Origin of the sequence: Bradyrhizobium sp. 62B (assembly GCF_030272265.2) — a bacterium.
Lineage (GTDB): Bacteria > Pseudomonadota > Alphaproteobacteria > Rhizobiales > Xanthobacteraceae > Bradyrhizobium.
The window spans coordinates 4,506,316-4,519,664 of the sequence record NZ_CP092841.2 but is presented as its reverse complement, the minus strand read 5'-3'; the positions used below and the strand labels follow the sequence as shown (position 1 = coordinate 4,519,664).

At 61.4% G+C, this 13,349-nt stretch carries 12 protein-coding genes and 1 tRNA gene; 9 read left to right on the top strand and 4 right to left on the bottom strand.

Features of this window, described 5'->3' with window-relative positions; all coding sequences use genetic code 11:
- Positions 1-290: 290 nt before the first annotated feature.
- Together ML401_RS21415 and ML401_RS21410 are read left to right on the top strand one after the other, a co-directional pair.
- The gene (locus ML401_RS21415; RefSeq protein ID WP_285806809.1) at positions 291-1,526 is read left to right on the top strand and encodes an acyl-CoA dehydrogenase family protein; all 1,236 of its coding nucleotides are present in this window, start codon (positions 291-293) and stop codon (positions 1,524-1,526) included.
- Between the two features lie 149 nt (positions 1,527-1,675).
- Positions 1,676-2,734: a phosphotransferase family protein gene (locus ML401_RS21410; RefSeq protein ID WP_285806808.1), complete on the top strand. Its 1,059-nt coding sequence runs from the start codon at positions 1,676-1,678 to the stop codon at positions 2,732-2,734.
- A gap of 130 nt (positions 2,735-2,864) precedes the next feature.
- Here ML401_RS21410 and argE read toward each other — a convergent pair whose 3' ends face one another.
- Positions 2,865-4,037, bottom strand: coding sequence for an acetylornithine deacetylase (argE, locus tag ML401_RS21405; RefSeq protein WP_285806807.1), 1,173 nt, complete (start codon positions 4,035-4,037; stop codon positions 2,865-2,867).
- 983 nt (positions 4,038-5,020) lie between these two features.
- Positions 5,021-5,806, bottom strand: coding sequence for an SDR family NAD(P)-dependent oxidoreductase (locus ML401_RS21400; RefSeq protein ID WP_285806806.1), 786 nt, complete (start codon positions 5,804-5,806; stop codon positions 5,021-5,023).
- Between the two features lie 134 nt (positions 5,807-5,940).
- Here ML401_RS21400 and ML401_RS21395 point away from each other — a divergent pair, with 134 nt between their 5' ends.
- Both ML401_RS21395 and ML401_RS21390 read left to right on the top strand, forming a co-directional pair.
- Positions 5,941-6,639, top strand: a complete 699-nt coding sequence (locus ML401_RS21395; RefSeq protein ID WP_285806805.1) for a histidine phosphatase family protein — start codon at positions 5,941-5,943, stop codon at positions 6,637-6,639.
- Positions 6,640-6,720: 81 nt separating this feature from the next.
- Complete coding sequence (locus tag ML401_RS21390) at positions 6,721-7,488, top strand: SDR family NAD(P)-dependent oxidoreductase (protein ID WP_285806804.1); 768 nt, start codon at positions 6,721-6,723, stop codon at positions 7,486-7,488.
- A 145-nt stretch (positions 7,489-7,633) separates the two neighbouring features.
- Here the strand turns inward: ML401_RS21390 and ML401_RS21385 are convergent, their stop codons facing one another.
- The gene (locus ML401_RS21385) at positions 7,634-8,869 is read right to left on the bottom strand and encodes a serine hydrolase (protein ID WP_285806803.1); all 1,236 of its coding nucleotides are present in this window, start codon (positions 8,867-8,869) and stop codon (positions 7,634-7,636) included.
- 151 nt (positions 8,870-9,020) lie between these two features.
- On the opposite strand from ML401_RS21385, the gene ML401_RS21380 reads away from it, so the two are divergent.
- From ML401_RS21380 to ML401_RS21365, 4 genes are all read left to right on the top strand, one after another.
- Positions 9,021-9,096: transfer RNA gene (locus ML401_RS21380), tRNA-Trp, on the top strand.
- A gap of 483 nt (positions 9,097-9,579) precedes the next feature.
- Positions 9,580-9,801, top strand: a complete 222-nt coding sequence (locus tag ML401_RS21375; RefSeq protein ID WP_285806802.1) for an ATP-binding protein — start codon at positions 9,580-9,582, stop codon at positions 9,799-9,801.
- 355 nt (positions 9,802-10,156) lie between these two features.
- Positions 10,157-10,531 carry a hypothetical protein gene (locus ML401_RS21370; RefSeq protein ID WP_285806801.1) on the top strand — a complete coding sequence of 125 codons (375 nt, stop codon included), beginning with the start codon at positions 10,157-10,159 and terminating at the stop codon, positions 10,529-10,531.
- An 11-nt stretch (positions 10,532-10,542) separates the two neighbouring features.
- Positions 10,543-11,838 carry a hypothetical protein gene (locus ML401_RS21365; RefSeq protein WP_285806800.1) on the top strand — a complete coding sequence of 432 codons (1,296 nt, stop codon included), beginning with the start codon at positions 10,543-10,545 and terminating at the stop codon, positions 11,836-11,838.
- On the opposite strand, the gene ML401_RS21360 is transcribed toward ML401_RS21365, so the two are convergent.
- Positions 11,835-12,224: a hypothetical protein gene (locus ML401_RS21360; protein ID WP_285806799.1), complete on the bottom strand. Its 390-nt coding sequence runs from the start codon at positions 12,222-12,224 to the stop codon at positions 11,835-11,837. The genes ML401_RS21365 and ML401_RS21360 overlap by 4 nt on opposite strands.
- A 143-nt stretch (positions 12,225-12,367) precedes the next feature.
- Between ML401_RS21360 and ML401_RS21355 the strand changes: the two genes are divergently transcribed.
- Complete coding sequence (locus ML401_RS21355; RefSeq protein WP_285806798.1) at positions 12,368-12,724, top strand: hypothetical protein; 357 nt, start codon at positions 12,368-12,370, stop codon at positions 12,722-12,724.
- Positions 12,725-13,349 lie beyond the last annotated feature (625 nt).

Here is a 13,349-nt window from a genome sequence, read left to right as displayed (position 1 = left end):
GACGACGCGAAGCGCCGAACCGGAATCTCGCGCCACATTTCGAGATTCCGGGTTCAGCCCTGCGGGCGGCCCCGGAATGACGTCGTGGGCGAGGGAGTTGCAATTCAAACAGTTGTATGAAACTATCGTTTGAAGGTCGGAGATGTCAATCCGCATTCGAGACTCGTTCGCAATTCGCGGCCGGCTCGGAAAGCCTCGCAAGGCGCGCGAAGTCGCGCTTGCGGGCTACGCAATGCGGGAGGACAGTCCGGCACAAAACAGGTTTGCAAAAGAGATACGAGGAGCGTCCCATGGATTTCGATCTGTCCCCCAAGCAGAAGGAATGGCTCGACCGCGTGCGGTCCTTCATGGCCAAGCACGTGCGCCCGGCGGTGCCGATCTACGACCAGCAGGATCACGCCGGCGAGCGCTGGAAGGTGATTCCGATCCTGGAGGACCTCAAGAAGAAGGCGAAGGCTGAAGGCCTCTGGAACATGTTCATGCCGCCGAGCGAGCATGAGGACGACGAATTCCGCGGCGCGGGACTGACCAATCTCGAATACGCGCTGCTGTCGGAAGAGATGGGCCGCATCACCTGGGCCTCGGAAGTGTTCAACTGTTCCGCGCCCGACACCGGCAACATGGAAGTGTTCATCCGCTACGGCACCAACGAGCAGAAGCGCAAATGGCTGCGTCCGCTAATGGACGGCGAGATCCGCTCCGCCTTCCTGATGACGGAACCGGCGGTCGCCTCGTCCGACGCCACCAACATCGAGACCCGTATCGAGAAGGACGGTGACCATTACGTCATCAACGGCCGCAAATGGTGGTCGTCCGGCGTCGGCGATCCCAGATGCAAGATCGCGATCCTGATGGGCAAGACCGATTTCAAGGCGGCCAAGCACCAGCAGCAGTCGCAGATCCTGGTTCCGCTCGACACGCCAGGCATCAAGGTCGAGAAGATGCTCCCTGTGTTCGGCTTCGACGACGCGCCGCACGGCCACGCCCAGGTGCTGCTCGACAACGTCCGGGTCCCGAAGGAGAACATCCTGCTCGGCGAAGGCCGCGGCTTCGAGATCGCGCAGGGCCGCCTCGGCCCGGGCCGCATCCATCACTGCATGCGCACCATCGGCAAGGCCGAGGAGGCGCTGGAGAAGATGGTGAAGCGGCTCACCTCGCGCACCGCCTTTGGCAAGAAGATCGTCGAGCACTCGGTATGGGAGCAGCGCATCGGCGAGGCCCGCACCAACATCGAGATGACGCGTCTTCTGTGCCTCAAGGCCGCCGACATGATGGACAAGGTCGGCAACAAGACCGCGCAGGCGGAGATCGCGATGATCAAGGTCGCAGCCCCCAACATGGCGCTCAAGATCATCGACGAGGCGATCCAGGCCTTCGGCGGCGCTGGGGTGTCGGACGAGGCGGGTCTTGCCAAGGACTACGCCCACATCCGCACGCTCCGTCTCGCCGACGGTCCGGACGAGGTGCACAATCGCGCCATTGCCAGGCTTGAGGTTCGGAAGTATGCCAACTCTCCCAGTCATTGATTAAGAGGGAGCGCCAGGCGGCGCTCCCGACTTGAAGAAACGACAGGGCATGGTCCCATTCGCAATGACCGCTTGACGCAAGTGCGTCAGCGGTTACCGATTAGGATCATGCTCGACCTGAAAAAGGTCAGGACTGAAGAGGGAGCGTCATGGCCGACGGCGTCAGGAGAGACGAAGAGTTTTCGGGCACCAAGCCGGTCGAGGAGCGGCATCGTTTCGACGAGCTGCGCCTCGAAGCCTGGATGCGCGAGCACGTCGAAGGTTTTGAGGGGCCGCTGGTCGTGCTGCAATTCAAGGGCGGCCAGTCCAATCCGACCTATCGGCTGAACACGCCGAACCGTTCCTACGTGATGCGCAGAAAGCCGTTCGGCAAATTGCTGCCGTCGGCGCACGCGGTCGACCGCGAATACCGCGTCATTGCGGCCCTTGGAAAACAGGGCTTTCCGGTCGCGCGCGCCTATGCCCTCTGCCAGGACGATGGCGTCATTGGCGCTGCCTTCTACATCATGTCGATGGAGGAGGGGCGGGTGTTCTGGGATCCGACGCTGCCGAGCCAGGATGCCGAGTCGCGCCGCAAGATCTTCACCAGCAAGATCGAGACGCTGGCGAAGCTCCACATGTACGACCCTGTTACGATCGGCCTCGGCGACTTCGGCAAGCCCGGCAATTATTTCGCGCGCCAGATCGATCGCTGGACCAAGCAGTATCGCGCATCCGAGACCCAGCATATTCCCGAGTTCGAGAAGGTCGCCGAATGGCTGCCGAAGACCGTACCGGAACAGGCGCGCGTCTCGATCGTCCACGGCGACTATCGCCTCGACAACATGATTTTCCACGCGACGGAACCGCGCGTGCAAGCCGTCCTCGACTGGGAGCTGTCGACGCTCGGCGATCCCATGGCCGACTTCACCTATCTCTTGATGCAGTGGATCATGCCGGGCCTCGAGGGCGCCGATCTCAAGGCGCTCAACATCCCGAGCCTGGAAGAGGCGGCGCAGATCTATTGCAACGTCACCAAGATGACGGTGCCGGATCTCAACTGGTACTTCTCCTACAATCTGTTCCGTCTCGCCGGCATCACCCAAGGCATCGCCGGCCGCGTCCGCGACGGCACCGCCGCCAACGCCAAGGCGCTGGAATCCGCCAAGCGCACCGTGCCGCTGTCGAAGGCGTCGTGGGAGTACGCGCAGAAGGCGGGCGCGGTGTAGGGAGAAAGCGGGCGGCGCTTCCGTGACAACTCACGTCGGCGTCGTAGGGCGGATTAGCGGAGCGTAATCCGCCATTCTCTCCGCACGAAGCACCGTGGCGGATTACGCTCCGCTAATCCGCCCTACGAATTCAATTCTTCGCACAATGCGCGATCAGCCTCTCCACGAAGCCCGCGCATTTCTCCAGCTCGGCCATTTCCACGAACTCATCCGGCGTATGCGCCTGCGCGATCGCGCCGGGGCCGATCACCACCGACGGGATGTCGGCCATGCTGGCGAACAGGCTCGCCTCGGTGCCGAAGGCGACCTTGGCGTGGTCGTTGCGTCCGGCGAGGCTCTTGGCGAGCGTGACGATGGCGGCATCGGCCGCCGTGTCGAGCGCGGGATAATCGAGGATCTCCTCGAAGTCGATGCCGCACTCCGGGCTTCTCGCCTTCATCGCCGGCTCGAGCTCGGCCTTGGCCCAGGCGACGATCGCATCGGTGACCTCGCGTGACTCGGTGATGCCGATGCCGCGGCATTCGAAATCCACCGTGCAGGTGTCGGGCACGATGTTCAGCGCCGCGCCGCCATGCACGATGCTGGTGAGCAGCGTCGAGTGCGGTACGTCGTAGAGACTGTTCGTTGCGCGCGCGGCCGCGAGTGCTACGGCGCGGCGGCGGATTTCGACGATCAGCTCGGCCGCATATTCGATCGCGTTGACGCCGTCGGGCGCGATCGACGAATGGCGGGCGAGCCCGCGAAAGGTCGCGCGCACGCCGTGCTTGCCCTTGTGGCCGATGATCACCTTCATCTCGGTCGGCTCGCCGATGAAGGCGCCGAGCGGCCGAACCTTCTTCTTGGCGACCTCACCGAGCATCGGCCGTACGCCGACGCAGCCGATCTCCTCGTCATAGGAGATCGCGAGGTGAATCGGCGTTGCAAGCTTCGCCTCCACCATCTCCGGCACCATGGCAAGGCATACCGCGACAAACCCTTTCATGTCGGTGGTGCCGCGGCCATAGAGCTTGCCGTCGCGCTCGATCAGCCTGAACGGATCGTGGCTCCAGTCCTGGCCTACGACAGGCACGACGTCGGTGTGGCCCGATAGCACGAAGCCGGAGCGGTCGTCGGGGCCGATCGTGACCCACAGCGAGGCCTTTTGCCCGGTCGTGTCGACGAAGCGCTCGCTCTTGACGCCGAACGCGGCGAGGTAGTTATCGATATGGGCGATCAGCGGCAAGTTGGTGCGGTCACTGACGGTGTCGAAGCCGACGAGGTCGGCGAGGAGTTTGCGAATACGGTCGGGTCTTGAGCTTGGCATTGGCACGTTTCTTCAGAGGATGGAGGCTGAGGTTGCCTGCAGGAACCATACCAACGTGAGGCCCGATGGGGCAAATCAACATCGCACACCGCCATTCCGGGGCGATGCGCAGCATCGAGCCCGGAATCCATCGGCCCACATCACACGCTGCGAAAATGGATTCCGGGCTCGCGCCTTCGTCGCGCCCCGGAGTGACGAGGGAGAACCACAATCCCTTGCGTTGCCCGTCGGGCAAAACACCCAAGCCATCGGTCAATCCGCGCTGGCAAAAATATTCCGGTTTACCGAAATTCGGTAATGGCGTATCTATCGCGGCAACCCGGCCCAAGGACAAGGGGCGTATCGCGATCGTCACGAACGCGGGCCGGGCGGCGGTGGGCGCCGATGATACCGGCGCGAAGGGCTTTTGCAGGGCGGGCAACCGTGAGCAGAGCCGTCGCGCACACGACCGGTGTAATCAGCGTACGGCAAAATCGTGTGGTCCTGGCGCCCGCAGTCTGGCGTCAAGTCTTGTGGTGATGTGGCGGCCCGACCGGGCCACACATCAGCCATCCGCAAGGCGACGGGGCAATAGTGCAACGCTCCCGAGGAGAGCGCGACATAAGCCGTTCCAACCACTGCGCAGGGAAGGCCGGGATGTCTCCGGTTGCCCTGTTCTCCGCTATGCGCAGCACACGCAGTCTGCTTTTGGCATGGCGGTCCACGGGAGCCAACCGGCTCCCGGCCTTCCCTGCGCCCTTGTTCATTCGAGGGCAAGGCAACGAAGCAAAGCTCGGGCGAGATGCGCCGCGAGGACGCGGTCCCATGTCAGTCGTCTCATGTCAGTCATTCACCACCGCTCTCGCGCCCGGACGCAGCGCAGCGTCCCTTCGACGATGCGCTGCAGAGCCGGGGCCTAGGTGGCAGCGGGCCGTGCAGCCTGCTGGGTCCCGGCTCTGCGCCGCAACGCTTGCGCGCTGCGTCGCGTCCGGGACACGGCAGGGTCAAACCGGCTTGCCCGTATACGGCATCGACGCCGTCAGCCCGCCGTCCACCGGGAATGCCTGACCGTTGACATACGACGCCTCATCGCTCGCCAAAAACAAGCCCATCGCCGCGAGCTCGTGCGGTTGGCCGGGGCGCTGAAGCGGGTTGAGCTGGCCGATCTTGCCCTGCGTGCCGCGCTCCTTGGCGCGGTCGAAGATCGGCTTGGTCATGCCGGTCTCGATCAGGCCCGGGCACACCGCGTTGATGCGCACGCCGGTGCCGGTGAGTGAATACGCCGTGGTCTGCACCAGGCTGATTACGCCCGCCTTGCTCGCCGCATACGGATGTCCGCTGGCGCCGGCCTTGAGGCCCGCGACGGATGCGGTCAGCACGATCGCGCCGGACTTCTGCTTCACCATGTGCGGCATCGCATGCTTCACGGCGAGGAACGGCCCGATCAGATTGACGCGCAACACCTCCTGCCAATGCTCCACGGTCTGCTCGCCGAGTGGAATGAGCCCGCCGGAGACGCCGGCATTGGCCCAGATCACGTCGAGCCGGCCGTGGGCCTTCACCGCCTTGTCGATGACGGCGATGACGTCAGTCTCGGAACCCGCGTCGGCGATCATGGCCTCCGCGACGCCGCCGGCCTTCTTGATCTCGTCGACGGTCTCCTTCACCGCCTCGGTGCGATCGACCGCAATGAGCTTGGCGCTCTCGCGGGTGAACAGCAGTGCGGCGGCACGACCGATGCCGCTGCCGGCGCCGGTGATGATGACGGATTTGCCTTGCAGGCGGCCCATGCGTTTCTCCCTGTGGTGCCTCGCGCGACGCTTGCCGCACGACGGAATTTCAAACAAGATTTCAAACGGTAAAGTGTCTTGAGACACGTTCACACCTGACGTACAGCGACATCAAACGGGATGGAAGGGTTTCGATGGCGGATGCAGACAAGCCCAATGTGGTCGTCACGCGATGGTGGTGGGTCCGCCACGCACCGGTGCGCAATGACGGCGGCAACATCTACGGACAGAGCGACATCGCCTGCGACACCAGCGATGCCTATGTGTTCAATGCTGTTGCCAAGGTGCTGCCACGCAAGGCGGTGTGGTATTCGAGCAATCTGAAGCGTACGCACCAGACCGCCGAAGCGATCTGGGAGGCGGGCTTCCCGCGGCCTGCGTCGATGAAATGGGAGACGGACCTTGCCGAACAGAATCTCGGCCGCTGGCAGGGCATGAACCGGGCCGAGTTCATCGCCAGCCGTCCCGTCGGCGCCAGCTGGTTCGCGGACATCAACGAGCCCGCGCCCGGCGGCGAAAGCTTCATGGATCTCTACAACCGCACGCGCCGCACCGTCGATCGCATCAACAACGAGGCGGCCGGTCAGGACGTCGTCGCGGTCGCCCATGGCGGCACCATCAAGGCGGCGCTGGGGCTCGCGCTCGACGGCCAGCCGGAGCGGGGACTGTCGTTCGACATCGACAATTGCTCCGTGACCCGGCTCGATCATTTCGCAAGTCCCGAGCGCACGGTCTGGCGGCTTCCGATGGTGAACCAGCAGCCCTGGATCGCCGATGACGCGCACGCGGCGATGCATCAGCCGGCAGGGCCGGAAGTCAAGAAGCTGGCGTAAGCCAAGCTGTCATTCCGGGGCGATGCGAAGCATCGACCCCGAAATCTCGATGTGACAAGAACATCAATCTCGGAGGAACACATGACCTTGTTCGACATGAAGGGGAAAGTCGCCGTCATCACGGGATCGACGCGCGGCATCGGGCTCGCGATCGCCGAGCGCATGGCCGAGCACGGCGCCAAGGTCGTGATCTCCTCGCGCAAAGCCGACGTCTGCGAGCAGGTGGCGAAGGGCATCAACGACAAGTTCGGCAAGGGCACTGCCGTCGCGATCGCCGCCAACATCTCGTCGAAGGAGAATTTGCAAAACCTCGTCGACGAGAGCAACCGCGCTTTCGGCAAGATCGACGTGCTGGTCTGCAATGCCGCCTCGAACCCGTATTACGGTCCGCTCGCCGGCATCTCCGACGATCAGTTCCGCAAGATTCTCGACAACAACATCGTCGCCAACAACTGGCTGATCTCGATGGTGGTGCCGCAGATGATCGAGCGCAAGGACGGCTCCGTCATCATCGTCTCCTCGATCGGCGGATTGAAAGGCTCGACCATCCTCGGCGCCTACGCGATCTCGAAAGCCGCAGACATGCAGCTTGCGCGCAACCTCGCCTGCGAATACGGCAAGCACAACATCCGCGTGAACTGCGTCGCGCCCGGCCTGATCAAGACCGACTTTGCCAAGGCGCTGTGGGACAATCCGGAGAACCTGAAAGCCTCGACCGCGCGCTCGCCGCTGCTGCGCATCGGCATCCCCGACGAGATCGCGGGCGCCGCGGTGTTCCTGGGATCGAAGGCCGGCGACTTCATGACCGGCCAGACCATGGTGATCGACGGCGGCGCGACGATCAGTTGATGGTCTCGTGTCCCGGACGCGGTGCGGCACGCAGTGCCGCTCCGCAGAGCCGGGACCCAGAAGGCTGAGAAAGAGATCGCCGATGCATGGGCCCCGGCTCTGCGACGCACCGCTGCGCGCTGCGTCGCGTCCGGGGCACGAGATCTCACTCCACAGCCGCGTACACCAGATCACGCACCAGCGTCCGCGTGTAGTCGCGCTGGCCCGGCGCCTGGCTCATGAACACCGCGAACAAATCCTCCTTCGGGTCGATCCAGAAGAAGGTGCCGGCGATGCCGCTCCAGAAATAGTTGCCGACGCTGCCGGGGAAGGGCGCGATGCCGGCCTCGCGTCGCACGGCGAAGCCGAGGCCGAAACCGTGGCCGGGCGAGAGCAAAGTGCCGTTGGTCTGAACGTGCGGCCCGAGATGATCCGACGCCATCAGCTCCAGCGTCTTGCGGCCGATGATCCTGTTGCCGTCGAGCGTGCCGCCGTTGCGTAGCATCAGGCAGAAGCGGGCATAGTCCATCGTGGTCGAGACCAGGCCGCCGCCGCCGGACTCCATCACCGGCTGCTCGAGCATGTTGAACAGCGCGACCTTGTCGCCGGTCCAGGGATCGGCCGCGAACGGCTCGGCGAGCCGGCCCGCATTGGCCTCGGAGGTCGAGAAACCGGTCTCGGCCATCTGCAGCGGGGCAAGCACGCGCTCGCTCAGGAATGCGCCGAGCGACTTGCCGCTGACGATTTCGATGATGCGGCCGAGGATGTCGGTGGAGCGGCTGTAGTTGAATTCCGCGCCGGGCTGGCAGACCAGCGGGAAGCTCGCCACCAAGGCGGCATGCTCGGCGTTGCTGATCTTGCGGCTGCGGACGCGGGACTCCTGATAGAGCTTGTGCACGGGGCCGTCGCCCTGGTGCTCATAAGTGAGGCCCGAGGTGTGGCGGAGCAGGTCCTGCACGGTCATCGGCCGAGCCGGCGGCACCAGCTCCAGCTTGCCGTCCTTGACGATGCCGACCTGCTGACCGCCAAATTCCGGGATGAACTTTGCGACGGGATCGCCGAGCAGCAGGTGGCCGTCCTCGACCAGCGCCATGATTGCGACCGACACGATCGGCTTGGTCATCGAGAAGATCCGGAAGATCGAATCACGGGCCATCGGCACGGCGGCCGCCGGGCTCTGCCTGCCGAGCGCCTCGAACCAGCCGATTTGGCCGCGACGGGCCACCAGCACGGTGACCCCGGGAACGGTCCCCTTGTCGATCTCGCGCTTGAAGGCATCCGACATGGTCTGCAGGCGCGGCCGCGACAGCCCGAGCGTCTCCGGGCGGGCCTCCGGAAGGGGCGGGGTGTGGGGCCCGATCGAGGCCTGTGGGCCGGCTGTAGCGGTCGCTGTGGCGGTCATGGGCGCTCCCAATTGTTTTTCATTGTCGGAAAGCAACTGTGGCCCAGAAACCCCAGCACAAACAAGCGAAGCGGGCGCGGTTCACCCTTGCAATCCGGCCGCCCCCTGTGCTTGAAAGCGGCCTGATCCGAAGCGGCGACGCAGGGTCTGTAGGAGTGTAGCTCAATTGGTAGAGCACCGGTCTCCAAAACCGGGGGTCGCAGGTTCGAGCCCTGCCACTCCTGCCAGCAAAATCAATTGCTTACCTTGTTTTTTGTGATGGGAAGTTTACGAGCGAAGTAAGTAGGGTATACGGCGGGGTAAACATATTTCCGAAGCTAGCCATCAGTTCACCTCGCGTGCTGCGGGGCGACGGAGGCTTCTGGGCCGAAATACTGGTTCTCGAAGCTAAACATGCTGCTTCAAGAAATCTAAGGACGATCATTACCATGCCCGCGATGCCAATCTCGTACCGCTGGGCTGCCACCTAAGCCAAAGCCATTTCGGCCATCCATCGATGGTAACTCCCTGTCTGTGGAACAGGAGGTCGGTGGTTCGAGCCCACCCAACTGTACCAGCAAATTCAATCAGATAGCCAAAACCGTTGAACTGGCGGATTAAACTTAGCGGAGGCTGCGTAGTTTGTGACGCGTCGCCGCAATTGAAATTGGAATTGCAGTATGGGACGACTAAGAGTTGCACCCCGAGCCGTCTGCATATGAGTGTGACCAGTGCAAGAGATCGAAGTTAAGGTCGACAACGATCACATCGAACGGCTGACGGCCGCGAAGCCAATTCTGGCTCTCTCGGAGCTGATTTGGAATGCTTACGATGCAGACGCCCATGTCGTCAGGGTGGAATTTGAAGAAGGCGACCTGACTAAGTTGGCGGTCATCCGCGTACAAGACGACGGTGATGGAATTCCCTTCGAAGAGGCTGAAGGTTTTTTCTAGGGGGATCGTGGAAGCGCGCCGGGGCAAAGACAAAGCATGGGCGCTTCCTGCACGGCGAAAAAGGTCAGGGGCGATTTAAAGCGTTTGCTCTAGGTGACACCGTCGCTTGGATTTCTAGCGCGAGCGGCAAGCGATTTGTTCTGACCGGACAAAAATCTAATCTTAAAAAGTTCACAGTCTCCGACGTCGTTGCAACTACCTCGAAGGGTTGCACCGTCGAGATCACCGACGTTCAGAAGGACTATCAAATCAGAGGTGACGACGGCTTTGGAGAGCAAATCAGGGACGTGTTCGCCCTCCAGCTTTACGAGGCACCCGATTTTGAAATCATCTATGACGGCGAAGCGATCAAAGCGTGAAGCCGTACCCGATCGTTGCGAGATCTGCCGATGGCAGAGAAATTTCGGGTAAGTTGGAAACTGGCGTAGAGTGGGATTTCCTAGCCGTCTCAAACAAGTTCACCCGCGATGCGGAGATGGATGCAAGGCAGGCAAACAAACCGCGGGGGCTGATCGCCGAATACGATGAGCCGCACGCGAAAATCCGCGTTTGGGCGAAGACTTGGGGACAGATCATTCAGGAAGCAGAAGGCCGGCTGACATTCTATCGCCGCCGGTTGCAGTATCAAGCGAACGACGTGGAAGCTCTGAAGTACCTGAAGACGATCAATCCCAAGTATCTCAGTGAAGAGGTCAAGGCAAAAATCGCCGCGCTTGAGGCCGCTGAATAGGACGCCGCGAGATGTCGCCAGCAGAACGACACGAGGAGCACGGTAACGCCTGCCCGCTTGCTGCCATTGATCGGCGCCTAGATGACGTTCATCGGCATTGGCATGCCGCGGAGCAGTCCTATTTTGAACCGCAAGCTTTTCGCGTAGCTATTCAGACGGCAATTCAGACGCTTCGCACCGTTACGTTTATTCTCCAAAGCAATAAGGGCTTGATCCCCGATTTTGATGCTTGGTACGCACCTTGGCAGGAGAAGCTGAAGGCTGACGCGCTGATGCGCTGGATGGTGGGTGCTCGGAACAAGATCGAAAAGCAGGGAGACCTAGAGACGTACAGCTTTGTGCGAGCCGAGATCGTCGCTTCCTATCTTAACAATGGTCCTGTTTTGGAAGTGCCCGCAAAGCTCTTTGAGGGGCCGCGCGTAATCCTGAAAGGAATTCCGAAGAAGTCCGCTCTCGGTGAGCATTTCTTTAAATCCGGCACTTTGCGAATTCAGCGGCGATGGGTCGAGAACACCTTGCCCGACTTCGAATTATTGGATGCAGTTGCCATCGCTTACGGCAAGATTGCCGAGGTCGTGCATGATGCTCATCGGGCCATCGGCCGCGATCCTCCAATAACGACCGATTTGGAGACGGGAGAACAATATGGGTCGGGGCGCGGGGGAAGGTTGCCTTGTATGATCGGCCATGGTGACGCGCGAACAACTAACATTTCTCTCTCGGACGGGCAGCGCTTCGAACTTACTCATCTGTCCGTGCCATACGATGCAGAGGAAGGCAAAAAGAGCGCGGCGAAATATGGCCTGCAGCCAGACGAGGTATGGGATGCCGGGGGGGACCAAGAGGCGGTGCTGAATTCGCTGTTTCGCACAGCACGCAAGATGACTGAGAACGATGGAAACCACGTAACGATGGTTGCACTCTTGAGAGGCAATAAGCCGGTGCGCCTCGCTCAAGTCGAGTTCGCTGACCAAGGTTCTAAATACCTGGTCATGCGCGATATAGCGAACGATGTTGCGAAGCTCGCCGCCGATGGCGCTATTTTGATAGGGGAGGGCTGGCGGGCGGTTGCCGACCCAAATAAGCCCTTCATGCGTGCTGAGGACGCGCCGGATAGGATCGAAATGTTGCATGCGGTGCTCGTCCGACGCGAGGGTGATCCCATCGAACTCTTTGCCGACTTCCGGCGGCAAGGCGACCAAGTCAAATTAGGCGATACTCAGACGGTGAAGGGCGGTCAGCACTATATGTTCGCGCCCATTTACGAAGTTTGGGGGCGTGCGCTTCCGCATGACTGGAAGCACTAGGCAGACCAATTCGGCCAGCAGCCATCTTCTTCATGTCGGCCGGTGCGGTTGGTGCAGGTTTGGTCTAGCAAGCGCTGGCCGACATTCTTCCAGATCGTATCGGCGCCGAAATAGCGGATGGCTTCAGCCTTCTGCATCTCGATGATGCGAGAGCAGCGCGAGCATTCGACGCGGAGCATATGGCGCTGGATGTCGGCGAGGCGGCATTGATGGATCGGTACCTCAGGCTTGCGCGCCGCGCGCGGGTCGTCCAGCAGGGATAGCCAGAGGTCATCTGGGATTGGGGCGGAAGGAGCCGGATCGGGCGCCGACGGCCTCCGCTGCTGCGAGCCGCGGTCAGCCAGCTCTTCAATCTGCTTCCTTGAATACATTCGCCAGCTCGCCATCCCATCCCTGCCCATGGCGACCAATAGAACATATCAGGAACAAGGAGTCGAGGCTGGAGAGAATTCTTATTTAGATCCTCCTTGACGAACCTTAGCTAAGAATACATCTTCTTATCTAGGGTAAGGGGTGTCAGGAGGTTGTTGTGCAAGTTACCACGCGCGGATGGGCTCGTGACCACGGTCCGAAGCCACTTCTTAGCTCCAGTCTTACGACTGAGGATGTATCCGACGAAATTGGGCGCTTCGAAAGGGGCAAGACCTATCTGGAAATCGATCGGGAAGTGATCACCCTTCCAAGTGGCAGGAGACGAGTGTCCTGTACCGCTCGAATTTCAGGACACGCAGAACTTAATCTCAATGGCTCTTATCTTGTCCAAGTAGAACTCGATCGCAAAGAGATCGCCCGTCTCTTCTATCTCACTCACGGCGACGCCGAGTTGCCAGAGCTTATAAAATTCTTCTCGGAACTGCGCAGGGAAGAGCTGGTGGGTAGGGATTAGTGGGCAGGAAAATAGCATGGGTAGGCGAGGACTTTGCCACCTTCTATGAATTGCTTGCGCCTAGCGCGCTCGATCAGCGACTGCATCTGGCGCGACTGAATGAGGCTGAGGGAATTAAAGAGCGCCCCTCGGAGCCGCGCTACTTCGTCAAATACCTGCAAATGCGCGATTGCAGCCGCGCTCTGATTTCAGTCGAGACATTGCAGCGTCTTCAACCGGTTTTTCGCAGGCATGTCGTCGGAGAGCGACAGCGAAATGCGGAAGCAGTGCTTCGTGGAAACGCGCGAGAGCAAGGCTGCTGAACGGGCAAGTCGGTGAGTGTCCGTCTTCATAAAGCGGCACCGACAGCCTGCGGCCGAAGCGAATTCTCCTGGCGCGGCAAGCGTTCCGATCGCGGGTATCAACCGCGATCGGAAAGCCCGCCGTCTCTCTCCCTAACCCCGGAGCCCAGAGAGACGGCGGGCAGGGTCAGCACGTCATGTCGGGGCCTCTTCACTCTCAACCACTATCCCTAGCGCTGGACTCTCAGTTCTTGTTTTGTTCTAATGGGATATGAGTAATCGACCGGCAAGTTGGCGCATGCCCAAACCGAAAGAGATGGAGAAATTGGCCCGGGAGGCCGCAC

Bases quoted from the DNA above. Each gene is read 5' to 3' on its own strand.
- ML401_RS21385 (WP_285806803.1), bottom strand. From the start codon at position 8,869: ATGACCGCCACAGCGACCGCTACAGCCGGCCCACAGGCCTCGATCGGG.
- ML401_RS21410 (WP_285806808.1), top strand. From the start codon at position 1,676: ATGGCCGACGGCGTCAGGAGAGACGAAGAGTTTTCGGGCACCAAGCCG.
- ML401_RS21365 (WP_285806800.1), top strand. From the start codon at position 10,543: ATGTCGCCAGCAGAACGACACGAGGAGCACGGTAACGCCTGCCCGCTT.
- ML401_RS21400 (WP_285806806.1), bottom strand. From the start codon at position 5,806: ATGGGCCGCCTGCAAGGCAAATCCGTCATCATCACCGGCGCCGGCAGC.
- argE (WP_285806807.1), bottom strand. From the start codon at position 4,037: ATGCCAAGCTCAAGACCCGACCGTATTCGCAAACTCCTCGCCGACCTC.
- ML401_RS21360 (WP_285806799.1), bottom strand. From the start codon at position 12,224: ATGGCGAGCTGGCGAATGTATTCAAGGAAGCAGATTGAAGAGCTGGCT.
- ML401_RS21415 (WP_285806809.1), top strand. From the start codon at position 291: ATGGATTTCGATCTGTCCCCCAAGCAGAAGGAATGGCTCGACCGCGTG.
- ML401_RS21390 (WP_285806804.1), top strand. From the start codon at position 6,721: ATGACCTTGTTCGACATGAAGGGGAAAGTCGCCGTCATCACGGGATCG.
- ML401_RS21395 (WP_285806805.1), top strand. From the start codon at position 5,941: ATGGCGGATGCAGACAAGCCCAATGTGGTCGTCACGCGATGGTGGTGG.